The 24,857-nt window shown below is 59.2% G+C and carries 26 protein-coding genes; 11 read left to right on the top strand and 15 right to left on the bottom strand.

The window, feature by feature from the left end:
• Positions 1 to 4 precede the first annotated feature (4 nt).
• Both queF and queC read left to right on the top strand, forming a co-directional pair.
• A complete protein-coding gene (gene queF, locus QSJ36_RS02490; RefSeq protein ID WP_022398325.1) occupies positions 5 to 412 on the top strand; it encodes a preQ(1) synthase in 408 nt (135 codons plus the stop codon).
• An 8-nt stretch (positions 413 to 420) separates the two neighbouring features.
• Entirely contained in the window at positions 421 to 1,113 is a 693-nt protein-coding gene (queC, locus tag QSJ36_RS02495; protein ID WP_102722039.1) for a 7-cyano-7-deazaguanine synthase QueC, read from the top strand.
• 42 nt (positions 1,114 to 1,155) lie between these two features.
• Here queC and tmk read toward each other — a convergent pair whose 3' ends face one another.
• The 4 genes from tmk to QSJ36_RS02515 form a co-directional block, all read right to left on the bottom strand.
• Positions 1,156 to 1,776 (bottom strand): dTMP kinase, encoded by a 621-nt coding sequence (gene tmk / locus QSJ36_RS02500; RefSeq protein ID WP_285466593.1) that lies wholly within the window; start codon positions 1,774 to 1,776, stop codon positions 1,156 to 1,158.
• On the bottom strand, positions 1,773 to 3,143 hold the full coding sequence (locus QSJ36_RS02505; RefSeq protein ID WP_285466594.1) for an MBL fold metallo-hydrolase: 1,371 nt from the start codon (positions 3,141 to 3,143) through the stop codon (positions 1,773 to 1,775). The genes tmk and QSJ36_RS02505 overlap by 4 nt, the downstream gene beginning before the upstream one ends.
• 211 nt (positions 3,144 to 3,354) lie before the next feature.
• Positions 3,355 to 3,795, bottom strand: coding sequence for a GNAT family N-acetyltransferase (locus tag QSJ36_RS02510; protein ID WP_215443351.1), 441 nt, complete (start codon positions 3,793 to 3,795; stop codon positions 3,355 to 3,357).
• A gap of 65 nt (positions 3,796 to 3,860) precedes the next feature.
• The gene (locus QSJ36_RS02515; protein WP_285466596.1) at positions 3,861 to 5,108 is read right to left on the bottom strand and encodes a hypothetical protein; all 1,248 of its coding nucleotides are present in this window, start codon (positions 5,106 to 5,108) and stop codon (positions 3,861 to 3,863) included.
• Positions 5,109 to 5,175: 67 nt separating this feature from the next.
• Between QSJ36_RS02515 and QSJ36_RS02520 the strand changes: the two genes are divergently transcribed.
• The 4 genes from QSJ36_RS02520 to QSJ36_RS02535 all read left to right on the top strand — a co-directional run bounded on the left by QSJ36_RS02520 (position 5,176) and on the right by QSJ36_RS02535 (position 8,106).
• A complete protein-coding gene (locus QSJ36_RS02520) occupies positions 5,176 to 5,463 on the top strand; it encodes a YkvA family protein (RefSeq protein WP_022398332.1) in 288 nt (95 codons plus the stop codon).
• 23 nt (positions 5,464 to 5,486) lie between these two features.
• On the top strand, positions 5,487 to 6,182 hold the full coding sequence (locus tag QSJ36_RS02525; RefSeq protein ID WP_102722036.1) for a DUF4230 domain-containing protein: 696 nt from the start codon (positions 5,487 to 5,489) through the stop codon (positions 6,180 to 6,182).
• Between the two features lie 112 nt (positions 6,183 to 6,294).
• Positions 6,295 to 7,542, top strand: a complete 1,248-nt coding sequence (gene icd, locus QSJ36_RS02530) for an NADP-dependent isocitrate dehydrogenase (protein WP_285466600.1) — start codon at positions 6,295 to 6,297, stop codon at positions 7,540 to 7,542.
• A gap of 132 nt (positions 7,543 to 7,674) precedes the next feature.
• Positions 7,675 to 8,106, top strand: a complete 432-nt coding sequence (locus QSJ36_RS02535; protein WP_102722034.1) for a VOC family protein — start codon at positions 7,675 to 7,677, stop codon at positions 8,104 to 8,106.
• Positions 8,107 to 8,211: 105 nt separating this feature from the next.
• On the opposite strand, the gene QSJ36_RS02540 is transcribed toward QSJ36_RS02535, so the two are convergent.
• The 7 genes from QSJ36_RS02540 to nrfD form a co-directional block, all read right to left on the bottom strand.
• Positions 8,212 to 8,364: a hypothetical protein gene (locus QSJ36_RS02540; RefSeq protein ID WP_022398336.1), complete on the bottom strand. Its 153-nt coding sequence runs from the start codon at positions 8,362 to 8,364 to the stop codon at positions 8,212 to 8,214.
• Positions 8,365 to 8,406: 42 nt separating this feature from the next.
• Positions 8,407 to 8,589, bottom strand: a complete 183-nt coding sequence (locus QSJ36_RS02545) for a hypothetical protein (protein ID WP_285466602.1) — start codon at positions 8,587 to 8,589, stop codon at positions 8,407 to 8,409.
• A gap of 147 nt (positions 8,590 to 8,736) precedes the next feature.
• Positions 8,737 to 11,055, bottom strand: a complete 2,319-nt coding sequence (locus tag QSJ36_RS02550) for a cytochrome c (protein ID WP_285466606.1) — start codon at positions 11,053 to 11,055, stop codon at positions 8,737 to 8,739.
• Positions 11,052 to 12,281: a hypothetical protein gene (locus QSJ36_RS02555; RefSeq protein ID WP_285466607.1), complete on the bottom strand. Its 1,230-nt coding sequence runs from the start codon at positions 12,279 to 12,281 to the stop codon at positions 11,052 to 11,054. The genes QSJ36_RS02550 and QSJ36_RS02555 overlap by 4 nt, the downstream gene beginning before the upstream one ends.
• The gene (locus tag QSJ36_RS02560) at positions 12,278 to 12,943 is read right to left on the bottom strand and encodes a cytochrome c (RefSeq protein WP_285466608.1); all 666 of its coding nucleotides are present in this window, start codon (positions 12,941 to 12,943) and stop codon (positions 12,278 to 12,280) included. Before QSJ36_RS02560 ends, QSJ36_RS02555 begins: the two co-directional genes overlap by 4 nt.
• Before the next feature lie 8 nt (positions 12,944 to 12,951).
• The gene (locus QSJ36_RS02565) at positions 12,952 to 13,512 is read right to left on the bottom strand and encodes a quinol:electron acceptor oxidoreductase subunit ActD (protein ID WP_102730955.1); all 561 of its coding nucleotides are present in this window, start codon (positions 13,510 to 13,512) and stop codon (positions 12,952 to 12,954) included.
• Positions 13,509 to 14,849 carry an NrfD/PsrC family molybdoenzyme membrane anchor subunit gene (nrfD, locus tag QSJ36_RS02570; protein WP_285466611.1) on the bottom strand — a complete coding sequence of 447 codons (1,341 nt, stop codon included), beginning with the start codon at positions 14,847 to 14,849 and terminating at the stop codon, positions 13,509 to 13,511. Before nrfD ends, QSJ36_RS02565 begins: the two co-directional genes overlap by 4 nt.
• Before the next feature lie 298 nt (positions 14,850 to 15,147).
• On the opposite strand from nrfD, the gene QSJ36_RS02575 reads away from it, so the two are divergent.
• Positions 15,148 to 16,161, top strand: coding sequence for a chorismate-binding protein (locus QSJ36_RS02575; protein WP_285466612.1), 1,014 nt, complete (start codon positions 15,148 to 15,150; stop codon positions 16,159 to 16,161).
• A gap of 12 nt (positions 16,162 to 16,173) precedes the next feature.
• On the opposite strand, the gene QSJ36_RS02580 is transcribed toward QSJ36_RS02575, so the two are convergent.
• A complete protein-coding gene (locus QSJ36_RS02580) occupies positions 16,174 to 18,468 on the bottom strand; it encodes a TIM-barrel domain-containing protein (RefSeq protein ID WP_285466614.1) in 2,295 nt (764 codons plus the stop codon).
• Positions 18,469 to 18,793: 325 nt separating this feature from the next.
• Here QSJ36_RS02580 and QSJ36_RS02585 point away from each other — a divergent pair, with 325 nt between their 5' ends.
• From QSJ36_RS02585 to QSJ36_RS02600, 4 genes are all read left to right on the top strand, one after another.
• Entirely contained in the window at positions 18,794 to 20,092 is a 1,299-nt protein-coding gene (locus QSJ36_RS02585; protein ID WP_022398345.1) for a glycosyltransferase, read from the top strand.
• Between the two features lie 48 nt (positions 20,093 to 20,140).
• On the top strand, positions 20,141 to 21,322 hold the full coding sequence (locus QSJ36_RS02590) for a glycoside hydrolase family 57 protein (protein WP_022398346.1): 1,182 nt from the start codon (positions 20,141 to 20,143) through the stop codon (positions 21,320 to 21,322).
• A 330-nt stretch (positions 21,323 to 21,652) separates the two neighbouring features.
• Entirely contained in the window at positions 21,653 to 21,982 is a 330-nt protein-coding gene (locus QSJ36_RS02595; protein WP_102722025.1) for an autorepressor SdpR family transcription factor, read from the top strand.
• A 92-nt stretch (positions 21,983 to 22,074) separates the two neighbouring features.
• Positions 22,075 to 22,740 carry an SdpI family protein gene (locus tag QSJ36_RS02600; RefSeq protein ID WP_285466619.1) on the top strand — a complete coding sequence of 222 codons (666 nt, stop codon included), beginning with the start codon at positions 22,075 to 22,077 and terminating at the stop codon, positions 22,738 to 22,740.
• Between the two features lie 463 nt (positions 22,741 to 23,203).
• Here the strand turns inward: QSJ36_RS02600 and def are convergent, their stop codons facing one another.
• The 3 genes from def to QSJ36_RS02615 are packed head-to-tail and all read right to left on the bottom strand — an operon-like array spanning position 23,204 to position 24,849.
• Positions 23,204 to 23,752, bottom strand: coding sequence for a peptide deformylase (gene def, locus QSJ36_RS02605; RefSeq protein WP_102722023.1), 549 nt, complete (start codon positions 23,750 to 23,752; stop codon positions 23,204 to 23,206).
• Positions 23,753 to 23,786: 34 nt separating this feature from the next.
• The gene (locus tag QSJ36_RS02610; protein ID WP_285466622.1) at positions 23,787 to 24,215 is read right to left on the bottom strand and encodes a biopolymer transporter ExbD; all 429 of its coding nucleotides are present in this window, start codon (positions 24,213 to 24,215) and stop codon (positions 23,787 to 23,789) included.
• Positions 24,216 to 24,222: 7 nt separating this feature from the next.
• Entirely contained in the window at positions 24,223 to 24,849 is a 627-nt protein-coding gene (locus QSJ36_RS02615; RefSeq protein WP_285466623.1) for a MotA/TolQ/ExbB proton channel family protein, read from the bottom strand.
• Positions 24,850 to 24,857 lie beyond the last annotated feature (8 nt).

Below are 24,857 nucleotides of genomic sequence, written 5' to 3' on the forward strand. Positions count from 1 at the left end.
ATCCATGTCCGAACCTCTGACTCTACTCGGCTCACAAAGCTCCTTCTTCACCAGTCCTGACGACGCCAAGCTGGAATCCTTCCCCAACCGCGGCACGCGTCCCTACACCATCACGCTGGACACCCATGAATTCTCCTCCCTCTGCCCCGTCACCGGGCAGCCGGACTCCTGCCATCTGACGATCACCTACGTTCCGGATGAAAAGTGCGTGGAAACCAAATCCCTCAAATACTACCTGGCCTCCTACCGCAACTACCCGGCCTTCAACGAACAGATCGTCAACCGCATCACGGATGACCTGGCAGCCGCCATCTCCCCGCGGTGGCTGAAAGTAGAAGGCCGTTTCTCCCCCCGCGGCGGCATCCAGCTGACCGCCATGGCGGAGCACAACCCGGAAAACCGCCCCCTCTGACGCGCGCCATGGATAAGACGGAAACCGCCGTACTGCTCAGCGGGGGGCTGGACTCCAGCGTAGCCCTGCACTGGGCGCACCGGAACCACCGCGTGCGGGTGGCCCTCAGCTTTGACTACGCCTCCAACCACGCGGAACGGGAGCTGGAATGCGCCGCCTGGCAGGCCGCCAGCCTGGGCATAGAGCACCGCGTGATTGACATCTCCCCCATCTCCGCCCATTTGAAATCCGCCCTCCTCTCCGGCGCGGACGACATCCCGGACGGCTCCTATGACGAGGAGCTGATGAAGCAGACCGTCGTCCCCTTCCGCAACGGCATCTTCCTGTCCATCGCGGCCGGGGTGGCGGAAAGCTGCGGAGCGCAGCAGCTTGTCATTGCCGCCCATTCCGGGGACCACAGCATTTACCCGGACTGCCGGGAGGAATTCATGGCCGCCATGACGGAGGCCGTCCGCCTGGGAACCTATGCCGGGCTGGGCATCCTGCGTCCCTTCATCCGCACGTCCAAGGGCGGCATCGCCGCCATGGGCCATGAACTGGGCGTGGACTTCTCCCGCACCTACTCCTGCTACAAGGGCGGTCCCGTCCACTGCGGCGCCTGCTCCACCTGCGTGGAGCGCCGGGAAGCCTTCAGGGAAGCCGGAATCCCGGACCCGACGGTTTATGCGCCTGCGGCGCAGCGACCAAATACCGGGGATTAAATATTAAGGGAAAACTCCCGGCCACCGGCCAGTGGAATACGCCTATTCACTAATCACTTCGGGAAAATGCCCGGAAAGGGCCTTCCGCACTCTTGCCGCCACTTCTTCCTTCCCGGCGTCCGCGTCCACGCGGAGCATCCAGGGTTCATGGATGGAGGCGAACACGTTGCGGCAGGCCGTCAGGCCCGCTTCCGTCTCAAAGGCATCGCGTTCTCCGCGGCCCCCGATGCGTTCCAGAGCCACGGAAACGGGAATATCCAGCCAGACCACGGCGTCCGGCACCGGGGCAAATTCTTCATTGGCGGCGCGGATGACGGAAGTATCCACCCCACGCGCACCCTGGTAAGCCATCATGGAAAGGTAATAGCGGTCCAGCAACACCCACGCGCCGCGCGCCAGCGCAGGGGCGATCAGCGTCTCCACATGCTCCCGCCTGTCTTTCAGGAATAACTCTACCTCATCCTCTACGGAAAGGCGCCCCGTCACGGCGGAATCCCGCAACATCCGGCCCCACTGCCCGCGCGTGGGCTCAAAGCTCTGCACCACTTCCAGTCCCTTCCCCTCCAGATACTTCCGCAACTGGCCGATGTGGGTGGACTTGCCCGTGCCGTCTATGCCTTCAAAGACGATCAGGCGGCCTTTTCTCTCTCCGGTAAAACTCATGACTCAAACGTATAACGCTGGCCCGGAACGGGAGCGATGATGGTGGAACCCGGCATTCTGGCGGACAGCGTATCGTGCATCCACTCCACGGCATCCGGATCACCGTGCACCAGAACCACCTGCCTGGGATTCAGCTTCACGGCATAATTGACAAGGGCGTCACGGGTAGCGTGCCCGGAAAAGTCAAAACAATCCACCGTACAGTTGCGGCGCACGGGCTGCCCGTTGGGCCGCATCTTCACCATATCCCCCTCCTGCGCGGCCCGCAGCCGGCCCGCGGGGGAATCCGGATCCGCATACCCTACAAAAAGAATGGCGTTTTTCTCATGCGGAAGAACCTGCTCCGCCATCACGTTGGAGAGCGTATTCTCCGTCATCATGCCGCTGGAAACCACGTAAATATTCCCGGGGGAACACACCAGCGGGGCTTTTCCCTTGCGCGGCAGGGGCACGGTCTTTATTTCCTCCTTCAGCTTGAACTCATGGTCGTGCCTGCGGGTCAGTCCGGCAAAACGGTCATAAAGCAGGGAAACCTTCGCGCTCAACCCGCCAAAGTACACGGGCGTATTGGCGGGGATCACCCCCTGCTGCTTGAAACGGTGGATATTGAACAGCATCTCCTGGCTCTTGCCGATGGCGAATACCGGAATCAGCACGGCGCCGCCGCGTTCCAGCGTCTCCGCAATCGCCTTCCCGAACCGCACCATCTCCTCCGGGCGGGAATAATGGGCGCTGCGCTGGAAGCCGCCGCGCGTGCACTCCATAATCAGCGTATCCACGCCGGATTCCGGGAAATCCGCTCCGGGAATCATGCTCTGGTCCTCAAACTGCACGTCCCCCGTATAAAACACCGTATGGCCGCTCTCTCCTTCCAGCATCACGCCCGCGGACCCCAGAATGTGGCCGGCATCGTAAAACGTGGCCAGCACGTTCTGGCGGAAGCCCACGCGGAACACCTCGTTGCAGGACTTGGCATGCCAGGCGTCGCTCAGCCTGTCCAGGTCGTTATGGGTGAAAAAGGGATACTCCACAATGCCCAGGTCCAGCCTCTTGGCGCTCATCACATTCACGGAATTGTGCAGCATCACTTCAGACAGGGCGGCTGCGGCGGGCGTCATGAATACCTCCGCCGCGGGCTGCTTCTCCTGAAGCACGGGCAGCGTTCCCAGGTGGTCCAGGTGGGAATGGCTTAAAAAAACGGCTTCCACGGAATTGGGCTCCATGGAATCAAAATCCGGCATGGCCGCCATCCCTTCCCTCTTGGGGTGCATCCCGCTGTCAAGCACGATCCGGGTGCCGTTCATTTCAAGCAAATAGCAATTGGCCCCAATCTCCTCGGCCCCGCTGATATTCGTAAAACTGATCATTATATGCCGCAGGAGAGTACCCCCTGCCCCCCGCCGTGTCAATGCCGCCTTCATGTTCGCCCAGGCCGGGAGAAAATGACCGCAGGCAAGAGGGAAAGGCAGCCTCTTCCACTCTCCATGAACCCTGCGCTCAGCTTCCTGACGCCGCCGCACGGGCTTGGGAAACGGCAAGGAAAAATTTCCCCTCTCCTTTCATGCTGCGCTCTTTCCCTTACAGCATCATTTCATAATCAATGTAATCCCCGAAAAACCCGGTACGGCTTTCATTCCTCCTTTTCCCGCAAATCTTAAAACCTGCGCCTTCATACATTCGCCGGGCGGGAACCGAGCGGGCATTCGTGGTGACGATGATTCTTTTCGCTCCCCTTTTCACGATTCTTTGAAGCGCCTCCCGGAGCTGCATCCTGCCATACCCATGGCCCTTGCGGGAGGAGATAATGCAGTTGTGACCTATCTCCACGTATTCGGGCATCTTCCTCGGATCCCACGACGCCAGCCCGACGGCTTTGCCATTCAAGACAGTTATAAAACCGTATTGGTCCGCAATCTGCGGGTTATCAAAGAAAAAATGATCAAACTCCTTCCAGTCGGAAGCGCAGCAATCCTCCCACCTCTCGTCAAAGGAATAGGCGTCCGACAGTAATTCAAACAATGTTCCCCGCTTAAAGCCGCTTACTTTCCTGAATTCAATGTTTCCATGGTTCATGAACAAAATAATTAAGGATTAAGGCAACTGGGAACCCCCGCCGGAAGATTCTCATTTTTATCCTGCAACAGGCGCAATTTGCCGCTCCACGGCTTGCTCCGGAGAATGCGAACCCTTTCACAATAGGCGTCCGACTCCTTCTGCGATTGCTTCAGGACGTCCGGATTACGTTGGACATAAGCCATTCTTGCATCGAAGGGAACGCTTCCCTCCAGCAATATCCAGAAAGTATAATCTATAATTTCATAAGCCCAGCTCTTTTCCAACGCCAGCGCCTGTTTTTCATCCGTCATCCGTTCAAGGATGCCGATGGTCATTTTTATGGATTTAATAATTTGATGCTGGTAGCTTTGTAAAACTGATTCCTGCAAAAGGGAAAGAGCCTGGGGGGTGTTTTCCTTCACCAGAGAGGGAGAAGCTCCCGCATCACGCCACCGCCGGGGTTCTTCTTCCGCTCCGGAGGGGATCAGGAGGGGAATAATCCCGCAGCAGGGCGTGCCTCCTGCAGAAGACGTGAACCCCGCAGGCTTCTTTTCCAAAGCCACGGTCATCGGTTCCGGCAATTCATGACTGTTGAGGGAAATAATATCGATTTCCCACCTGCTCCGCTTGTGCATGACTCCTGTAAAATAAACGGGAGCCAAATGGGGTGATTCACCATTGATCCAGACGGAAGAATCAACCTGCTCCCTGCCGCTATCAGGGGGAGAACTCTTGGCTTCACCTGCCAGCAAAGGCGAAAGCACTGCACCGAACAACATGCACAGAGAAAACAAAAACCACTTGTTCATCAGACGATTCCAGCACATCGCAAAAGGGAGTGCAACAAGATTCGGAGAAACGGAAGCAATTCCCCATGGAGCCCTTTCCTTTCCCTGCCGCGTTCTCTTGTCGGAACGCCATACCGTTTCTTCCTTCCGGCATCTATTTGGTGCCTGATTCTCTTTCCCCTCTGCCGGTTTGAATGTCATGAAGGGATATTCTGGAAAGAAGGTTCTCCCATATAACGTATTTGCCGTAAACGTTCCACTCTCTTTTAAACGGCAGGACACATACTCCCAGCGGCATCCGGGAATTGCTCTGGACGCAGCCGGAAGCGCATGAGATAATTTCAGAAAAGCTCCCTGATGAAAGAAAAGCCACCCATCAAAGACGATTACAGGCGGTCCCTGCTCTATGTTGCTTCCCAGACAAATAGCCGGGAGGCCATGATTGTGGCGCTCGTTATCATAGGCGGTATCATCTTCTCCTGCCTGCATTCATGCCTTTTCTCCCCGTAACGGAGCGTTCCTTTTCCATTTCCCGCAACTTCACCCTTGCAGCCCCATGAAAAACAAGCTTCCCATTCCACCCAACGGGTCCAGGCAGCAATTCCTGACCAGGGCCATCAATTATTTCCGCAGCCGGGAAGGAGAACCGCGCCTTTTCACCAAACGCAAGCTTGTTCTCCTGGTGCTGACGGCTCTTTATGCCTTTTCCCCCATTGACCTGATTCCGGATTTCATTCCCGGAGTAGGCCAGATAGACGACCTGACCGTCATCGCCTTCACATTCCTGGCCCTGTTCATGCCTCCCCTCAAGAAGGACGGTTCCCATGAAGACCCGGAACCCTGAGTTCCCGTCCCGTACAACGTTTCATGAGTGATACCCCACCATCCTCCTTCCTGCATTCCCCTGCTGTCGTCGTTCTGGTTAAAGGCGCCGTCCTGATCGGGGCCCTGGCCATGCTGTTCTGGGGCGTGCGGTCCTGCATCACCGCCCCGGTGGAAAAACCGATGGAGGTGGCGGAAAAGTTGATTGAAGCAGGCAGGGAGGTAGGCCTCACCCTGATCAACAAGGGGTTTTCCTCCGACCACGGCGGCGTGGCCCTGATCGTGCAGAAGGACGAGAAGGTAGCCAACCTGGTGACCGTGGAACGGACGTTCGAGTATGAATACCGGTATTCCACCACGTGGTGGTGGAGTAAAAAGACGCTGATCCTGAAAGCGGCCTACCGCGCCCACGGAGGCATTGACCTGGAGGGACCCGAGCCGCTCCGGGTTATCATTCCCGCAGGGAACAAAGGCCCCATTACCGCGGAGGGGCTTCACGGAAAGCTGGTTTCCTGCGAGATGGTGGAGGGCTCCCTCAGAATCGTGAGGGATGACGCCGGCATCTGGAACAGGCTGACTTCCGAAGACGCCGCCATTGCCGTCAACCAGTTGAACGAAAGCGCCCGGAAGCACATCATGGAGAGCGGCTTGATACGCCAGGCGGAAGAAAATTTCCTGCGCCGCCTCCGGGAAGAAGCCGGACAGCCGGAAGAACCGCCCGGAAAGGACCGCTGGTTCTGATACTGCCTGTACAAGAGGCCCGGCGGCCATCAAGAGCTCCATGATGCGCACTTCCCCATTCCGTTCTTTTATCTTGCCAAAACAGGCTGGCTCCTATAAAGGAACGCACGTCATGGCCAATTTAACATTCACCCCTCCCACGGACGGCGCAGCCGTCACCATGCAGAACGGCAGGCTTTGCGTTCCGGACAGGCCCATCATTCCCTTCATCATCGGTGACGGAACCGGGCCTGAAATTTGGGCGGCGGCTTCCCGGGTGATTGACGCGGCCGTGAAGAAAGCTTACCAGGGCAAGCGTTCCATTGCCTGGTATGAAGTTTTTGCCGGGCAGAAGTCCTTTGACAACCTGGGTACCTGGCTCCCGAATGAGACGGTGGAAGCCTTCCGGACCTACCTGGTCGGCATCAAGGGCCCCCTCACCACCCCCGTGGGCGGCGGCATCCGCAGCCTGAACGTTACGCTGCGTCAGGATCTGGACCTGTTCGTCTGCCTGCGTCCCGTGCGCTATTTCAACGGCATTGAAACTCCCGTCAAGGCTCCGGAAAAGGTGGACATGGTCGTTTTCCGCGAGAATACGGAAGACATTTACGCCGGCATCGAATTCAAGGAGGGATCCGAGGACGCCAAACTGTTTTTCGACACCATGAGCCGCATTTTCCCGGACCGCATGAAGAAGGTGCGTTTCCCGGAGAGTTCCGGCTTCGGCATCAAGCCCGTTTCCCGTGAAGGCACGGAGCGCCTGGTGCGCGCCGCCATTGATTACGCCGTGGAGAACGGCCGCAAGAGCGTCACGCTGGTTCACAAGGGCAATATCATGAAGTTCACGGAAGGCGGCTTCCGCGACTGGGGGTACGACGTCGCGAGCCGGGAATACGGTGCCCAGCCCATCGGAGACGGCCCCTGGCTGAAGCTTCCCAACGGAATCGTGATCAAGGATTGCATTGCGGACGCCTTCCTTCAGGAAATCCTGCTTCATCCGGAGAATTTCGACGTGGTTGCCACGCTGAACCTGAACGGGGACTATATTTCCGACGCCCTGGCGGCGCAGGTAGGCGGCATCGGCATCGCGCCCGGCGGCAACATCAATTACCTGACGGGCCATTCCATTTTTGAAGCCACGCACGGCACCGGGCCCAAACTGGCCGGACTGGACAAGGCCAACCCCAGCTCCGTCATCCTGTCCGCGGAAATGATGCTGCGCTACATGGGCTGGACGGAAGCGGCAGACCTGCTGATTCAGGCCATTGACCAAGTGATTTCCGCAAAAACGGTCACGTTCGACCTCGCGGAAATGATTCCCGGTTCCACGGAGCTTTCCTGCTCCGCCTACGGCGACAAGCTGGTGGAAGCCCTGAGCTGACCTTTTCCCCGGCCACTTTCATCCGGCTGCCTTCCCGGTACACGGTGCGGAGGGCAGCCCTTTTTTTGCAGAGGAACCGATATCCGGGCCATCTCCATCAAACATTTCAAATACCATCCCATGAAGAAGAACATGAACAGAATGAACATCGTCTGCCTTGGAGTCAGGGACATGAAGAAGGCCCTGCAATTTTACCGTGACGGACTCGGTTTTAAAACGGATGAGACGGGCGACCATCCGGACGTCGTCTTTTTCAGCACTCCCGGCACCAAACTGGAGCTGTATCCGCTGGATTTGCTGGCAAAGGACATCAACGGAGAGAATCCTCCGCCCATCGGCGCCGGGTTCGGAGGAATTACGCTTGCCTATAATGCAAAAACGAAGGAGGAGGTAGTTGAAGTCATTGAACTGGCGCGGAACGCGGGAGCCAGGATCGTCAAGGAACCCCAGGATGTTTTCTGGGGCGGCTTCCATGGCTATTTTGCGGACCCGGACGGCTATTACTGGGAAGTTGCCTGGGGACCGAACGATGAATTTGACGACCGGGACATGCTCGTCCTGTAAGCCGGAACTATTTAAATAAAAGGGCTGCCGCACTTGGATATGGTGCGGCAGCCCCGTCATGTTTCCTGGGAAACGGCGTCAGTCCGTCACGGAAACTCTTTTCATTCAGACGCACCCCTTTTCCGTCAGTTCGCAGGGTTCCGGCGGAACGGTCCGTTCAGGTGCCGCTTCCCGGGATTTCCGGGAAGGCAAAGCGGCGGGGGAAGGTTCCGCGGAGCCTCCGGCAAGTTCTTCCACTAGGACGGAAACCATGTCCATGGGCCGTATTGGACCAGGAGCCTACGGAAACACAGGAGTTCCCTACCTTGATATGATCCCCAGGGCGGCTCCGACGGACATGGAGCCCGCAATGGTGCCCCAGTCATCCCTGGTGGAAGATTGATAACCTATCACGACATTGTCAGTGCCATTGTCGGCGCTGGCATTTGTCCCGATAACAACGTTTTTGTCCGAAACAATGGCGGACGTATTTTCCAAATTCATGGAATGGCATTTGCCTCTGTTTCCGCCGCGTATTCAAGAAGCGTAAAGCGTGGAATTTTTCCGCAACCGCCCTCCTGCATTGCTTGAAACCGTGCAGAAAAAACATGCCGCGCGGAGAGCGGCCGGCAACCGTAATGACATGTGCCGTTACAGCTCCCGGCGGATGGCGTCCATCTGTTCCGGCGTGTAGGCCGCCTTTTCCACTCCGCCGAACTGGCGGCGAAGGAACGTGAGCAGGTTCGCCAGGTCACGGGAATTCGTCACGCCGGGCGGCAGCATGGTGGAATTCCATTCCTTCCCGTTCACCGTGATCGGCCCGGTCAGCCCCTGGAGGATGATTTTGACGATTTCCGCATCAGGCTTTTCCTTCAGCCATTCGGACCCGGCCAGGGGCGGATAGGTCACCTTGTCCCCCATGCCGTCGTTGCCGTGGCAAATGGCGCATTTGGAAAGGTACACGCCCCTGCCTTTTTCCATGACGGCGGCCGCACGGGCTCTTTTCAGGCGTTCCATGTCCACCGTGGGAGGATGGGCGGCATAGTCCGGATGAATGTGGGACAGGCCAGGAAAAGAATGAATCCGGTCGCGTTTCCGGGAGGGTTCCACTCTCCTGAGGGAAGCAAGATAGTTCAACAGCCGTTCCCCGCGCCCGGAAGGCACCAGTTCCCGGCCCTGCTCCATCCGGACAGGCAGGGCATCCAGGGAAGGGGCATTCCCCTCCACCGGGCGTTCTTCAAACATGCCGGGCATGGAGGGGCACACGGTCCAGGGCTTTTTAAACTGCGGTTCCCGCGGGTTGTAAAGATGAAGGGCCAGCCATTCCCTTACCTGCGCGGCGCGGCGCGTGCCGCCGGATACCGCGTCTTCATATTCCAGCCTGCCTGCGGCGTATTCCGCCGCATTGCTCAAATCCGGCCCTACCGCCGCCACGCCCGCCTGCGGAGCGCCCTCCCCGTTGAATTCGGCATCCATGTCTTCCGGCTCGCTGACCCGGTAAGGGAAATCCGGGTCCGTGCCGCGGTCGATTGCCGTCTGCCAGTCCTTCCCGGACATGGAACGCCGGATGATCTGGGTGTGGCACAGGGCGCACCCCTCAGCGGCATAAATCCTGGCTCCTGCCGCATCCTGGACGGGCCGCCTGACCTCCAGTGAGTCCGGCGCGGGAGCATGCAGCAGGACAGCCGCCGCCGTAGCCAACAACAGAACAGCCGCAACGGCGGCAATGAAGAAAAGACGCTGCGGAACCGGAGTTTCCATTTCCGGGTTCCCGGCATCCGCCGGACGCCACAGGCAAAGGCTTCCCGCCAGGCACAGAGCCATGGCAACGGCATGGACGCAGGCCGCCATGCCCACCCAGCCGCTCATCAGTTCCGCGCGCCGGGCTTCCGGAAAAGCCTGAACGTCCACCGCGGCAACCACGCCTACGGCATAAGCCAGAAGCACGCCGCAAACGCCGGCGCCCAACAGCCACCATGCCGCAGGAAACCGCACGGGCCCCTTCCTTCCGGCCATCATCAGCGCTCCGGCTCCCAGCAGGATCCACAATTCCACCTCATGCCACGCGGACAGGGAAAACTGCATCAGCTCCGGCCACGCCCCGGCAAACACGTCCCACACTGCCAGCAAGGCAAGCAGGGAAACCGCGGCTTTCAGCCACGTCCCGGTCTCCGGACCGGATTTCATCCAAAGATACACCGCCATCAGCACGGCGGGAACCGCGGCGCACCACGACCAGACGGCCCCGGCCTCCGCCAGCGCCCAGGGCACGGGAAAACCCCGGAGCCCCCCCAGGCCGCCTACCACCGGAGCCGCCGCCAGCACGGCGGCCATCCAGACGGCCAGTATTCCAAAACCGCGGCCTTTGGCCATGTTCAAGCGGAACGCCGCCGCTCCCAGCGCGGCAAACATCAGCCCGCAGGACAGGCTGCCTTCCAGGGAGGAGGCGTCCAGCAGGCCGTTCATGGACAAAGCCTGCGTATAACCCAGCGCCAGAAGGGCCGCCGCCGTGCATCCCGCGGAGGAACTGAACAGCAGCCGCACGGGCCACGGGAACGGCCGGAACCACGCAGCGCACGCCTTGCCGGCGGCAAGGATGGCAAACACCGGGCAAACCCACCAGTCAAAGGGCATCAGGAGCAGGCCGCTTCCGTCTCCCGCCATAATCGTGGCCATCCCCAGCACAACGCAGAGGTGCCAGAGCCATTCCGCGGGTTTCAGCCGCCTGCATCCGTTCTCCGCCATGAAAGAAAACAGGACGGGGAGGGCCCAGCCGTACACCAGCGCACCGTAAAAGGAGAACATGAGGCGCCCAGCCGGCCACGGCAGCGGAACACCCGCCACCAGTCCGGAGGCATGGACCAGGGACCACACCAGCGCCAGCACGCAGGCCGCCGCCAGCCAGAACAGGGGCAGCCACTCGTCCGGACGGCGGCGGAACAGGGAAGAAACGGCGGCGGGAACATTCATCGTGATTCGGGAAATACCCTGCGGACGCTCAAGGCCCCCAGGAAGGAAAAACAGCAGACCAGGCCCATCGACACCAGGAGCAGGACGAGGGGGAGCCACGTGCCCCACGCAGCCGGTTCCAGCCCAAGGCCGGGGCAGAACATCCAGCACGCTTCCAGCAGGGAGCCAAGCAGGATGCAAACGCAGACCGCGCCCAGCGCAGACGGGCGGCGTCTCAACGCGGGAAAGAGCAAAACGAGGAAAGGCACCAGAAGCTGGAGCGCCAGAGCCGCGGACAGGAGCCCGGACCAGGAGAAGGCGGCGTCATAAAAAGACATTTCAGCCGGAAGGGAGGCATACCATGTAATCATGTACTGGGAGTACGTGATGTATGCTTTCACCAGCACCATGGCCGTCAGCATGCCGCCTAGGCGCGGCCACGGCAATCCCTTCCCTCCGTCCAGCTTCCTCAGGCACGCCGCGGCCAGCACCGCTAATGCCAGAGACGCCAGCAGGGCATACGCAGCCATGTACACGGGGAACATGGAAAGAACGGCCCTTCCCGTCCCTGCCAGCATGTCAATCCCCAGCACGTCCAGCATCATCACCGTCACGATCATGCAGAAAGCGGCGCCCCCCCGGCGGAAGGAAGGCTGCCAGACGTTTTTTTCCGCCGCCAGCGTCTCCCATACCTGGGCCATGCTCCAGGCCAGCACTACGATGATTCCCATGCGCACATACAGCCACGCCGGATTCCACCACGCGGGATCAGCCAGGTCCAGCACGCCGAAGGCCTGGACGGCGGGAGAGGAAATATCCGCCACGCCCCAGTAGCGGGCCGCCTCCGGAAAGATGACGGTAGTCAGGCAGCCGACCGTTCCCGCCAGCACCAGAACGCCGGGTAAAAAGCCCCAGCAGGCCGCCGCCAGCACCCGCCTCAGCGTAATGCCCCACCCGGCTCCCGTCAGGGAAGACAGGCAGAGCCAGAACAGGCACCCCAGGCAAACGCCCGTACCGATGACGCCCACCGCCATTCCGGCGGCGGCAAACGGTTTTCTCCATTCATGCAGCCGGGTTCCGGCCACCGTCATCTCATCCCACGGCATGGCGTTAAAAGACTGGCGCATCAGCACGCACCACAGCAGCACGGAAATGATCCACAGGGCAAGGGCGGCGGAACGTCCGGCCCAGCCGAATCCCGGCCTGTCCCGGCGTTCCCTTCCGGTTGATGATATATTGCTGTTCATGGACGGTGTTCCCCTTGTCTAGTAACGGGTCGCTCTTCCTGCGGGGGCACCGGGAGCGCCTGAAGCCGGCGGACGAACGCCACCAGGCACCAGATTTCCCGGGCCGTGAGAATGTTTCCGAAAGCGGGCATGTTCCCCTGCCCCAGCCGAATGCTCCTGAACATTTTTCCGGGAGAATAGGCCGCATACTTTTCATCCCGGAAGGAGCCTATCTGGGGGTAGGTGTCATAAGCGGCCATGCTGCCGCGTCCGTTTCCATCCGCACCATGGCAGACGGCGCAATGCGCCAGATACAGCGTGCGCCCCTCCGCCAGCACGTCACGGCTGCGGGAAACCCCGCCCAATTCCAGGGGCATGATATCCTCCTCCCCCCCCTGCATGCGGCCGGAGGAAAAGTAGGAGCCCTCCGCGGCAAAGGAATCCCGGTCATTCCCCCGTTCACGGACTGCCTCCCCCGTTCCCAGGGATTGCGCGACGGCATGGGGCGGCGTCAGGCGGACCTTCCGGCCTGCGGGAGTGAAGGGCTCCCGCACCTGCTGGGCGTCCGCCAGCGGATGCTCGTTCATATTGTCAAACAAATGGGGCGCGGCATTCCTGCCCCCGTCATCCCTCACCAGGAACCAGAGCGCCCCCAGCAGAACCAGGGCGGCTATCGCCGTCATGCCGCCTCTCATGAACGGCCCCCTTCCTCATGGATGTATTCGCTCGCGTCCGGATGCAGTGCCGCAGCAAGAGCGGCGGCACGATCTTCACGGCCGCCTTCCAGCAGAATGAAATAACCGTCCCCGTGTTCATCCGTCCTGAAGAAATCACACTCGAACGCCCAGTCGTTCCACCGGGGGAGAACGGCCCCTTTCAGGAACCCGGCGGCAGTCAGAAGTCCGGCCCCGAGCAAGGTCCCTTCAAACAGGGGGGGAACGTACGCGGGCCAGTTGTCCCAGCCCTGCACCCTGCCCTGGGTGATGAGAGGGTCCGCGCAGAACTGCGTCCAGTAAAGCCACAGGGCCACGGCCAGGAATCCGCACACTCCGCCAGCCGCGGCCCACAGCCGCACGCCTGCGCCTACGGCCCTCCCGGCATGGCGGTTGGCAAGCCGGACGGCGGCGCAGGGATAAGGCGCACAGACCTCCCAGAAGACGCCCTCCTCCTTCACCAGCGTCCGGACGGCCTGAAGGAGCGCTTCTTCCGAAGAAAAGGAAAGCACCCAGCCGGAAGTGACGCGCTTCTTCATGCCCCGCCCTCCTTGTTCAGGGATTGCTGTTCCCGCACGTCGCACAAGGAAAAAAACGGAGTCACGCGCACCAGCGCCATGTACAGCGCCGTGAACAGCCCCACGCTCCCGGCCATCATGGCCAGGTCCGTCAGGCTGGGGGAATAATCCCCGATATTGGCGGCCAGCAGGGAGGCTTTCAGGGAATTCACGACGATCCAGAAGCGTTCCATCCACATGCCGGCAAGCACGCCCAAGGCCACGACCGCAATCACCCACCGGTTGGTGCGCAGAGAGCGGAACCAGAACAACTGGGGCAGCAGCACGTTCCCGGCGACCATGGCGCCCAGGAACACGGCATTCACGGGATTCCTGCCCGGGAACAACGCCGGAGAGCCTCCATTCAGCACCACGGCCAGGTGCTCCCACAGATACATGGCCCCCATCACCAGGGCCAGGGCCAGCACGAAGCGGGAGCTCAAATCCAGAATGGCCGGCGTAATGGCCTGCCGGACGCCGCTGCCGGACATCAGGCGGCGCACCCCCAGAAGAATCAACTGGACCATCGCCATGCCGCTCAAAATGGCGCCCCCCACGAAATAGGGCGGAAAAATGCTCTGGTGCCACCCCGGCACCTGCGTCACGGAAAAGTCAAAGCTCACCACGGAATGGACGGATACCACCAGGGGAGTCAGGATGGCCGCAAAAAGCAGGCTGGCCTTTTCATAGGCGCGCCACTGGCGCCCCGTCCCCTGCCAGCCCAGAGCCAGCCATCCGTACCGCCGCCTCAAATGCCCCGCGCAGCAATCCCGCAGCAGCGCGAAATCCGGCACCAGCCCGATGTACCAGTACAACAGGGAAAGCAGGAAATACGTGCTGACGGCCATGACGTCCCACATCAGGGGGGAGGCCATGTCCGGCCAGATGCCGCTCACCTCCGGCAGGGGGGAGGCCATCCACGCCATCCAGAGACGCCCCACGTGCACCACGGGAAAGACGGCGGCGCAGACCACCGCGCACAGGGTCATCTGTTCCGCCCCGCGGGCAATCGGACTTCTCCATGACTGACGGGTCAGCAGCAGGACGGCCGAAATCAGGGTGCCCGCATGTCCCAGGCCTATCCAGAAGACAAAATGCACGATGTCCAGCCCCCACACCACGTTATTGTTCAGCCCCAGCACTCCCACACCCTCCGCGGCAATGCGCCAGGAACTCCACCCCACGCCCCACGCCGCCAGCAGCACGCTGGCGAGAAACACGCTCCACCATACGGGGCCGAGCGGCTTCCGCACCTCCGCCAGCATGGTCTTCACCGGAACGGCGGAGGAAGAAAGGGCTGGCGCTGGTCTGGTCATCATCTGCATATTGGGCGGAAGCTCGTTAGAGCTTACTTGAGTGCTTTTTCCCGTCAATTCAAAAGGGGAAGGCACGTGACATGACGCGAGGTTCTGTTTTTCCGGGGACATATTCCCGGGAGTAAGGGGCTCCGGCCCCTTACAAACTCCGGACAGGAAATGGAAAAAGGAAAAATCCCCTGCGCTATGCTGCGGAAGAGGTTTCACGCACGAAGGCCGGAGGCCTTCGCTCCCGGGAGAAGCTCCACAAACATTCAAATAGCTGGAATTCCCTGCCACAGCATTTTAACATGGCCCCCGCATGGACATAAACACGCTGACTTCCGGAGCCCTGATCAGACACCCTTCCCGCGGCCTTCTTCTCGGGACCGGGCCCTTCCGGGAATCGGCCGCCCCCCCGGATTCCGGCCCCGCCTTCTATGTCAACACGTTCCGCCTGGATGACCCGCAGCCGTGGAAAATACCGTCCGCCCTGCATCCCATTCCGGAACCGGAAAGCCCCACGCCGCCCGCTCCGGAAATCCTGTGGACGGAACCGTCCCCGGACGCGTATGCCCAGGTATTCGCGGAAATGATTGAACAAATCGCCTCCGGACATCTGGTGAAAAGCGTTCCGGCAACGCCCCAGTTCGGAGAAATGCAGCCTCCCCACGTTCCCCGTGAACTCATCCTGCGGGCCGTCAACGGTTCCCCGCTTCATTACCCCTATGCCTGGTGGACGGAGCAGGAAGGCTTCTGCGGAGCCACCCCGGAAACCCTGTTCCACCAGCAGGGACGACGCCTGACGACCATGGCCCTGGCCGGAACGGCGCGGCCGGAAGACGAGGGCGTCTTCATCAATGACGACAAGGAAATCCGCGAGCATGAAATCGTGGCCGGCAGCATCCTTTCCCGCCTGTCTCCCTACGGCAGCGTCACCAGAACGGCCCGCAGCGTGCTGAACCTGAATACCCTGATCCACTTTGCCACCTACCTCACCCTGGAAGCGGACGAACTGCTGCCGCCGGACCACTGGATACGGCTGCTCCACCCCACTCCGGCCCTGGGATCCCAGCCCCGGACGGAGAAGACGCTCGCCCAGTTGGACGACTGGCGTTCGCGACTCCGCTGTCCGTCCCATTTCGGCGCTCCGTTCGGATTTCTGGAAGACGGAGACTTCTTCTGCCTGGTGGGCATCCGGTCCATGTACTGGCAGGGGCGGCGGCTCGCGCTCTGCACGGGAGGCGGGGTGGTGGCCTCCTCCACCCTGACGCATGAATGGCGGGAGCTGAAATTAAAGCGGGATACGGTCAGGCGCAGTTTCCTGCTTCCCTGACATTCCCGCCTGTTATTCCTCCGTCCAGCAGGCGGAAAGCGTCTCAAACTTGCCCTCTACCGGGATTCTCCATACCCGGCCATCCCTCGCCACGCCGCGGCAGGGAACGCCGTCCATGCGCGCGCTGAGGGCAATCCCGGCAGGCAGGCCGTGCAGAACAACCTCCGCGGACTCATGGAACGCGCAGGGGTCCCCTTCGCACTTCCACGCCAGTTCCAGGGAATGGGAACCGGTGCCGCGGTAAAGGAACTCATGAACGGCGCATTCCCCGTTCCGGTACGCATAGCCGTCCCCCGCATCCTCATACAGGTGGGAGGCCACTTCCTCATCCGGCGCCCACCAGACGTCCAGCGTCAGCGGGGGCCGCGGCAGTTCGCCTGCGTGCTGCTGCACCGGCCAATGGGGAATGACCGCCCCGCCGCGCACGTACACGGGCAGGAAGGAAAGCGGGCATTTCACCCAGACGTCCTTTCCGGTATCCTCCATCAGGCTGTCCGCGTGGTAGGAATACCAGACGCCTTCCGGGATGTAGAGGAAGCGGCCGCCTTCCTGCGGCTCATGGATGGGAATGACGTACAGATGGTCGCCGAAGAAATATTCCGCCCCCCGCCAGTAGGTGTCCCTGTTCCTGAAGCATTGAAGGGCCAGGGAGCGCAGCACGGGCATCCCCGTCTCCGCGTAACGGCGGAACTGCGTGTAAATGTAGGGAAGCAGGCGGTAGCGGCCCTCAATGGCGGCTTTCACGTATGCGGTGGCCTCCTGTCCGAACACCCAGGGCTCCTGGCCTCCGAATTCCCCGGAGGAATGATTGCGGAAAAGCCCGTGGAACGCGGCCATCTGCATCCAGCGGCAAAACAGCTCCGGCGTGGGATGCCCCATGAAGCCCCCTGCATCCGCCCCCGCGAAGGAGATGCCCGAGGCGGCAAGCCGCTGGCACTGGAAATTGGCCAGCTTCAAATGCTCCCAGCTGGACCGGTTGTCCCCCGTCCAGGTGGCGGCAAAGCGCTGCAATCCGGCAAAACCGGACCGGGACAGCAGGAAGGGGCGCCTGTCCGGAGCGTGGCGCTTCATGCCCAGCCAGGAGGCTTCCGCCATGCACTGCCCGTAAATGTTATGGGCCTTTTCATGGGAACAGGGCATGCCGTCGTACTCATGCCGCGTATCCATCGGGAACGTGCGGTCCGGAAAGACGACAGGCTCGTTCATGTCGTTCCAGAGGCCGCGCACGCCCACCTCTTCCAGATCATGCCTGAACAGGTCCGCCCACCAGCTGCGGACGGCCGGGGCCGTGAAATCCGGAAAATTGCAGAGTCCCGGCCAGACTTCCTCCGATAAAAGATTGTCCTCCGACCGCCGGCAGAAATAATTCCGTTCCAAACCCTCCGCCCAAACAGGATTGGCGGGGTTGATCTTCACGCCGGGATTCACGATCAGGACCGTCTTCACGCCGTCCTCCTCCAGAGAGCGGACCATCCCCGCCGCATCGGGGAAATTGTGCCTGTCCCACGTAAACCCCTCCTTCTGCTCCATGTAATGGTGGTCCAGATGGACGGCGTCGCACGGGATGCCCAGGTCCCGGAACCGCTCCACCAGGTTATACACGGCCTTGTCCGGATAATAGCTCCATTTGGACTGGTGGTAGCCCAGCGCCCACAGCGGCGGCAGTTCGGGCGTGCCGGTAAGGCGCGTGTAGGCGGCTACGATGTCCAGAGGGCTGCGGTCGTAAATGAAGTAATAATTCATCAGGCCGCCGAACGACCCGAAAGCCAGCACCTTTTCATCCGAGGCGCCGAAGTCGAAGTACGAGCGGCACGTATTGTCAAACAGCAGGCCGTACGCCTTCCCTTCCCGCAGGCTGAGGAAAAACGGAACGCTCTTGTAGAGAGGATCCGATTCCTCGTGAAAATCATAATGGTCCGCCCCCCACATGGAGAAATACTTGCCCCTCAGGTTCAGGGCGCAGGGCTTGTCCCCCAGCCCGAAAAAATGCTCCGTGTCCTGAAGCCTTTTCCGTATCCACACGCGGGCGTCCCCCGTCCAGTCCTTGGACTCCCGGCCAAAGCCGCCTTCATCCGCCAGCAGGGGTTCGTCCGTGACAATATCGTAAAAATCCACCTTTTGCTCCTCCGTACGGATGCGAATCCGCAGCAGGGACGTTTCAATGACATGCACTCCGGCTTCGTCATACTCCCGGACCTCCGCGCCGGGGGCGGAATACCCGGGGCTGACGGCATAGCTGGGCTCATCTTCCGGCACTGGTCCGGTGAAATACGTCACGCGGACAATTCCATCGTCCGCAAGGCACACGCTGAGAGTTATTTTAGAAACCGCATTGGTGTATTCCCATTTGACGAGACGCCCCCGGAGAGGGGGCGTTTTTCGTCTTTCAGGGATGTTGGGAGAGGTGCACATTGAAGCCAAACAGAAGAGAGAATCAAAAGCGTTCGATTCAGATTAAATTAATTTCATGACGAACGCAAGATTGAACTAAACCACCATTTTTCTTTTCATTATTAGGACAAAATTACTCATATTACTCTAGACCGAACATGAAAAATCTGGTTTTATTGCGTTGGTGCACAACACGGCATGAGGCCGCTTCCTTCCCGACACCGACAACCCACATCAACCAATGAGCACAATCCGAGTTCTTACATTAGGATGGGAATTCCCACCTCTGGTTAACGGGGGGCTGGGCATTGCCTGCCTGGGCCTTTCCAAGGCGCTGGCAAAAAAAGTGGATTTAAGAGTGATCGTCCCCAAGGCCGATCCTTCCGTTCTTTTTGACGGGTTCCAGCTCACTGGTCTCAACAACGTCTCCTATCGGGAAGTGGAGCAAGTGGACCGGAAGTATTCCTATGACAGCTTCGCCCTGGTGGAGCACGCCCCCATTGAACTGGACCCCTACACCACCGTGGAGGGGGAATCCGGCGTGGTGCAGTTCACCAAGGAAGGCCGCATCACCTTCTCCAAGACGCATGAAGCGGACCTCCAGCTATTCAAAAACAAGGAGGACCTCTATGCCGGGGACCTGGCCCTGAAAGTCATCCAGTTCTCCAAAATCGCGGTAAAAGTCGCCATGCAGCAGGACTTCGACATCATCCACGCCCATGACTGGATGACTTACCTAGCCGGCGTGGAGGTGAAAAAAGCCACGGGCAAGCCCCTGGTGGTGCACCTGCACGCCTCCCAGTTTGACCGCGCCGGAGCGGACGCCCGCGGATGGATTTACGATATTGAAAAATTCGGCATGGAACAGGCGGACGCCGTCATTCCGGTCAGCAAATACACGGGCACCATCGCCAGCGGGCACTACGCCATAGACCCCCATAAAATCTTCCCCATCCACAACGGGGCGGACCCCGTCAAGGTTTTCAAGGGAAAGAAAAAATTTCCGGAAAAGCTCGTGCTCTTCCTGGGACGCCTGACGGCCCAGAAAGGTCCGGGCTTCTTCCTGCAAATTGCCGCCAAGGTTCTGGAGCAGACGGACGACGTGCGCTTCGTCATGGCCGGTACCGGGGAAAAACTCCGCCAGTTGATTGAATCCGGAGCCTTCAAGGGCGTGGGCGACAAATTCCACTTCACCGGCTTCCTGAACAAAGACAAGGTGAATGACCTCCTCTCCATCACGGACATCTACTGCATGCCCTCCGTATCGGAGCCCTTCGGCCTGTCGGCTCTGGAAGCCGCCCAATTCAACATCCCCGCCGTAATCTCCAAGCAGTCCGGCGTGGCGGAAGTCATGAAGGGAGCCCTGAAAGCGGACTTCTGGGATGTCAACAAGATGGCGGAACACATCGTCCATCTCTGCACGGATGAGGAACTGTACCGGAAAGTGGTGGAACAAAGCACGGAGGACATCAAGGCCTCCACCTGGGACGCCGCCGCAGACAAGGTCATCCGGGTTTACGAACATGTGCTGAACCGCTAAGAACCGCCTTTTCACCCCACACGATAACTCCCAGCCCTTTCCCCGTACATGAGCAACATTTCCCTCACTTTCGTGGCACACCAGCCCAACCGGCTGATTCATTACGACTTCTTCAAAATTGGAGAACACGCCTTCTATGAAGATGACGATCTGAATGCCCGCGTGCTCAGCACGGTGGCGGAACGCTGCTACTTCCCGGCCACCCGGCTGATGAAGCAGCTCATCGAACTCACAGGGGGCAAATTCCGCTTCGGGCTGGCCCTCAGCGGCGTCATTCTGGAACAGGCCCTGTACCACAGGCCGGACCTGATTGCCGCCTTCAAGGAGCTGGCTGAAACCGGCTGCGTGGACTTTCTGGTGATGCCGTACTACAACTCCCTCGCCTCCGTCTACTCACCGCAGGAATTTGCGGAGCAGATTGAAGAGCACCGGGAACTCCTTAAAAAACTCTTCCGCCAGGAATCAGACGTGCTGATGAACACCGGCATGCTGTACTCCAACGCCATTGCGGCGCAGGCGGAAACGCTCGGCTTCAAGGGCATCATGGCGGACGGCAATCCGGCGATGCTCAAGGGATTCACCAGCAATGAAGTATTCCTGGCCCCGTGGGTCTATAACACCACCACCATCTTCCGCAACCGGGAACTTTCCAATGACCTAGCGATCATGAGAACCGATCCGGAATGGCCGGAATACCCGCTTTCCCCCACCACCTTCGCGGACTGGCTGACGCACCAGCAGGGCAGCGTCACCACCCTGTCCATGGACTATGAGACGCTTGGCGAACGCCAGTCTGACGCTACGGGCGTCTTTGAATTCTGGCGCACCATGATCCTTGCCTGCGTGGATGCCGGCAACCGGTTCATGACCCCGTCTGAAGTGGTGCGTGAAATCAAGCCCGTCTCCGTCTGCGAATGCACCCAGGAAATGACCTGCTCCACCTTCGGAACCATGTCCCATTGGAACGGCAACGTCATGCAGGACGAAGCCATCCGCAAAATCTACCGCCTGGAAAAACCGGTCAAGGCCGCCAATGACAAGGACCTCACCCACGTCTGGCGCAAGCTCCAGAGCGCGGACCACTTCCATTACATGCAGAAGGAAAACTCCTTCACCCCGTATGCCTCTGCCTTTGACGCGTACATCTACTACATGAACGCCCTGGCGGACCTGCAAATCCGCGTCAAAAGGGAATCACAGAACGCTCCGGTCCCTGCGGCAGCCTCCTGAAGCTCCCCTGGAACGCAGCGAGCATTTGCAGCATTCGACCTGAAACTGGAAGCGTCAGCGAACGCTCCTCCCCACCGTACGTTCTCCATCCGCACAAATGATTCAGTTTGCTGCAAAGGCTTGCGGTGCGGGAAAGCTTTAGACTAAATCCTTGGAATCCATATCCGGATAGCGGACGGCGGTCCGGTTTCAGGAATGATCCCATCAGAGCGGCTATCACGACACGCAGGAACGTGATAAACAAGTGTCCCGTTCGGTCCTTCTCTTCATTTTTGTTGACCTCGCCGGGAATCCATATTAGAAATATTTAACATTAAAGTTAAATATAAAATGAATAATCCCTCTTCCCTGCAATCTACGCTCAGAGCCCTGGCTGACCCCACACGCCGTGAAATTCTGGAAATACTTAAAAACGGCGCCATGCCGGCCGGAGAAATCGCGGAACATTTCAGTATTACCGGAGCCGCTATCTCCCGCCACCTGTCTGTTTTAAAAGAAGCCGATCTCGTCCGCGACCACAGGGAAGGCAAATTCATCTTTTACGATATCAACCTGAGCGTTCTTCAAGAAATACTGGTCTGGATAGGCAATTTCAAGGCGGCCCGCGAAACATCCCCCGGAAAATGGAACAAAATCATCGGAACCCAGCCCAATCATTAAACGCCATGCAGCCAACCCCGCTCTCTGCTCAATCTTCCCCATCCTGGTGGATCGGGCCAATTTTCAACGAACTTGTCATAGCCCTGTTTCCTGTGCTGACTTACTATGCAGCCGTATCGTCACGGCTGCCCGCCCGCGTCGCCGTACATTTCAATGAATACGGCATGCCCACCCGTTTTGAGGACAAGAACGGCATGGACGCTCTTCTGGGATTCATTGGCCTGGGAATCCTCGGCTTCCTCATCGGGAAGATTCTCCGTCTGATCATCCTTTTGCCCATTCACTTCAGCAGGAATGAAAACAACAGGCGGATTGGCGCGAAGATGGCCACGTACGCGGAATTCTTCCTGGTCGTCCTGTTTTCCTATCTTTGCCTGACCATTCAAAAGACAAGCCTGGCAAATACGGTCAGCCTGGAAGACACAGCCAAAGTCATCTTCATAAGCCTGAACACATTTCTTCTGCTCCTGGCCAACGTTTGCCCTAAGATAACTCCCAACAAATGGTTCGGAATACGCACCCCTTACGCCTTCAGTAGTAATGAAGCATGGGTAAGTGTTCAGCGACTGGGCGGCAGGTTTCTATTCTGCGGAAGCCTGTTCAACATCCTTGTGACGCTTCTCCTTCCCGGCTCCTTTCCTGCAATCTTCATTTTTAACATGGTCTCCCTTCTGCTCCAGGCATTGGCCATACTTCTTTGGAAGCCCCACAGGAACAGGACTGAACTTTCATCTTCGTCTGACAGCGACGTTTGTTGATGACCGGCCCTAATCATTAGTAGAAGAAAGAGCCAAGAAAGGATGGACAACTGGTTCGCAATCCTCTGCGCCCCCATCTCTGCCCATGTACCTCAACGGCCAAACGAAAGACCTGGCATGATCGGGAAGCTGGAAGGAGGAAGACACTCCTCCCTTCTCTGCACCGCAGAAAACCAAACAGCGGGACCACGAGGAATCATCACTCTATTTGAAGAAAAAGGGATCAAGATTTTCTGCGCGCCCCAATGGACTCCTTGAGCAGATGCGGAGTAAAATAAAGTTCATGGAGAGGGATTCAGGCACGTGCAGAAAGAAACCCAGTCCAGAAATTTCACAGCCCATTATGCCTCACGATGCAACAGACCGGCTAACCCCGCGCTTTATCGCGGCAGCTCAAGAGTGATTTCCCCTGCCGCCGGGACTTTTCGCCAAACAGGCGGCCCGAACCCGATCCGGGAAACCGTCAATACCCGGTAGCCAGGCGCTTCAATTTATTGCGCAGGGTGATCTTCTGGGCGGAAGAAACGCGCTCCACAAACAGGATGCCGTTCAAATGGTCGCATTCATGCTGCAAGCATCGCGCCAGCAATCCGTTGCAGTCAATCGTCACTTCTCTTCCATCTATCAGGAGCACCGTAGCTTTGACAAAATCCGGCCTCACGACGGAAGCGCGTATCTTGAGCACGCTCAAGCAGCCTTCATGGAAGGGATGCATGGGCCCGTAAGGCTCCAGGACGGGATTGGCAAACATCAGGGGCATGATGTCTGAAAGCTCCTTGTCCTCCCCGTTCACCTTCAGCCAGGTGACGGACTCTTCCTCCTCCGGAATATCAATCACCACCAGTTGAATGGGAATGCTCACCTGCGGAGCCGCCAGGCCGATGCCTTCTGCGGCGTACATGGTTTCCAGCATGTTTTCCGCCAGGGCTTTCAAGCCGTCGTCAAAATGTTCTACGGGGCGGCATTTTTCCTTCAATACCGGATTTCCATACTGTGCGATTTCCAATAACATCGGGAGGGAGGGGAGTATATATGTGTTAAGGCGCTTACTGTGCGCCGGATTTGTTGATTTCTATTCTGGCAGGAACATCCCCCGCGTCAATACCCACAGACGTCAGCGCGTCCCAAATGCCGACAATGACGCCAAACTCCGCCTTTTTATCTACGTCAAGCTGCAATTTGACGTCCGGTTTCTCCCTTTTCAGGGACTCCAGGGCGGCGGCCAGCTCATTCATCTCCACCAGGTTCCCGTTCAGGGAAATGGAGGATTTCCCCGTCACGGCCAGGACGGCCCGTTGCTCCGTGGAAGGAGTCCCTTCCATGAACTCCGCGCCCGGCACGTCTATTTTCAGCAGGGACTGCGGCTTTTTCCACTGGGTGTGAACGATGAAAAAGATGAGCAGAATGGTCAATATGTCAATCATGGGGACGATGGGAACCCCCATGGTTCTTGCTTTCTTGCGGTAAAACTGCATGGCCTGTTCAGTGTTGGGAATGATGGCAGCGGAAGGAAATCAGCTCCGTCAGCAGGACTTCCATGGAAGCGGAAATGCGCTCCAGCTTGCGGGAATAATAAACGTGGGCGATTACGGCGGGAGTGGCGATGGCCAGCCCGGCAATCGTGGTGTTCAGCGCCTGGGCAATCCCCTGCGCGATCATGCCGTGGCTCTCATCCATCCCGAAAACGCTGAAAATCTGCACCAGGCCGCTGGCAGTCCCCAGAATACCGAACATGGGGGCGATCATCACAATCATGTCCAGCAGGGGAAGCCCCGCCTGGAGCGTCACGAACTCCTCGCGGGCTTTCACCTGGATCATCTCCTTCAGGGCGGCTTCATCCTCCAGAGGAGAATTCAGGGCGTCCAGCACCAGGCGCCCCTCCACGGAACCCGAATCCGCGGCCATCCTCTCCAGTTCGCTGCGCTCCAAGGCCCCGCGGGTGTACTGCTCCACGGCCCGGGTCAGCCTGGCGGGACAGATGGTGCTCCTCTTCATATTGAACATGCGGTAAATGATGGCCGCAATGAGAAGAACGGAACAGGCCGCCAGCGGATACATGAAAACGCCGCCTGCCTGGAAGAATGTGATGCAGTCCTTGATAAAGTTCATGGTGAAGT

Source organism: Akkermansia sp. NBRC 115031 (assembly GCF_030268505.1).
Lineage (GTDB): Bacteria > Verrucomicrobiota > Verrucomicrobiia > Verrucomicrobiales > Akkermansiaceae > Akkermansia > Akkermansia massiliensis.

Coding starts and splice junctions, on each gene's coding strand:
- QSJ36_RS02520 (WP_022398332.1), top strand. CDS start 5,176: ATGAAAAACAAGCTTCCCATTCCACCCAACGGGTCCAGGCAGCAATTC.
- icd (WP_285466600.1), top strand. CDS start 6,295: ATGGCCAATTTAACATTCACCCCTCCCACGGACGGCGCAGCCGTCACC.
- QSJ36_RS02535 (WP_102722034.1), top strand. CDS start 7,675: ATGAACAGAATGAACATCGTCTGCCTTGGAGTCAGGGACATGAAGAAG.
- queC (WP_102722039.1), top strand. CDS start 421: ATGGATAAGACGGAAACCGCCGTACTGCTCAGCGGGGGGCTGGACTCC.
- QSJ36_RS02515 (WP_285466596.1), bottom strand. CDS start 5,108: ATGCAGGCAGGAGAAGATGATACCGCCTATGATAACGAGCGCCACAAT.
- QSJ36_RS02560 (WP_285466608.1), bottom strand. CDS start 12,943: ATGACGGCGATAGCCGCCCTGGTTCTGCTGGGGGCGCTCTGGTTCCTG.
- QSJ36_RS02555 (WP_285466607.1), bottom strand. CDS start 12,281: ATGAACAGCAATATATCATCAACCGGAAGGGAACGCCGGGACAGGCCG.
- queF (WP_022398325.1), top strand. CDS start 5: ATGTCCGAACCTCTGACTCTACTCGGCTCACAAAGCTCCTTCTTCACC.
- QSJ36_RS02545 (WP_285466602.1), bottom strand. CDS start 8,589: ATGAATTTGGAAAATACGTCCGCCATTGTTTCGGACAAAAACGTTGTT.
- QSJ36_RS02525 (WP_102722036.1), top strand. CDS start 5,487: ATGAGTGATACCCCACCATCCTCCTTCCTGCATTCCCCTGCTGTCGTC.
- QSJ36_RS02505 (WP_285466594.1), bottom strand. CDS start 3,143: ATGATCAGTTTTACGAATATCAGCGGGGCCGAGGAGATTGGGGCCAAT.
- def (WP_102722023.1), bottom strand. CDS start 23,752: ATGTTATTGGAAATCGCACAGTATGGAAATCCGGTATTGAAGGAAAAA.
- QSJ36_RS02590 (WP_022398346.1), top strand. CDS start 20,141: ATGAGCAACATTTCCCTCACTTTCGTGGCACACCAGCCCAACCGGCTG.
- QSJ36_RS02575 (WP_285466612.1), top strand. CDS start 15,148: ATGGACATAAACACGCTGACTTCCGGAGCCCTGATCAGACACCCTTCC.
- QSJ36_RS02610 (WP_285466622.1), bottom strand. CDS start 24,215: ATGCAGTTTTACCGCAAGAAAGCAAGAACCATGGGGGTTCCCATCGTC.
- QSJ36_RS02585 (WP_022398345.1), top strand. CDS start 18,794: ATGAGCACAATCCGAGTTCTTACATTAGGATGGGAATTCCCACCTCTG.
- QSJ36_RS02550 (WP_285466606.1), bottom strand. CDS start 11,055: ATGAATGTTCCCGCCGCCGTTTCTTCCCTGTTCCGCCGCCGTCCGGAC.
- QSJ36_RS02615 (WP_285466623.1), bottom strand. CDS start 24,849: ATGAACTTTATCAAGGACTGCATCACATTCTTCCAGGCAGGCGGCGTT.
- QSJ36_RS02595 (WP_102722025.1), top strand. CDS start 21,653: ATGAATAATCCCTCTTCCCTGCAATCTACGCTCAGAGCCCTGGCTGAC.
- QSJ36_RS02565 (WP_102730955.1), bottom strand. CDS start 13,512: ATGAAGAAGCGCGTCACTTCCGGCTGGGTGCTTTCCTTTTCTTCGGAA.
- tmk (WP_285466593.1), bottom strand. CDS start 1,776: ATGAGTTTTACCGGAGAGAGAAAAGGCCGCCTGATCGTCTTTGAAGGC.
- nrfD (WP_285466611.1), bottom strand. CDS start 14,849: ATGATGACCAGACCAGCGCCAGCCCTTTCTTCCTCCGCCGTTCCGGTG.
- QSJ36_RS02540 (WP_022398336.1), bottom strand. CDS start 8,364: ATGGACATGGTTTCCGTCCTAGTGGAAGAACTTGCCGGAGGCTCCGCG.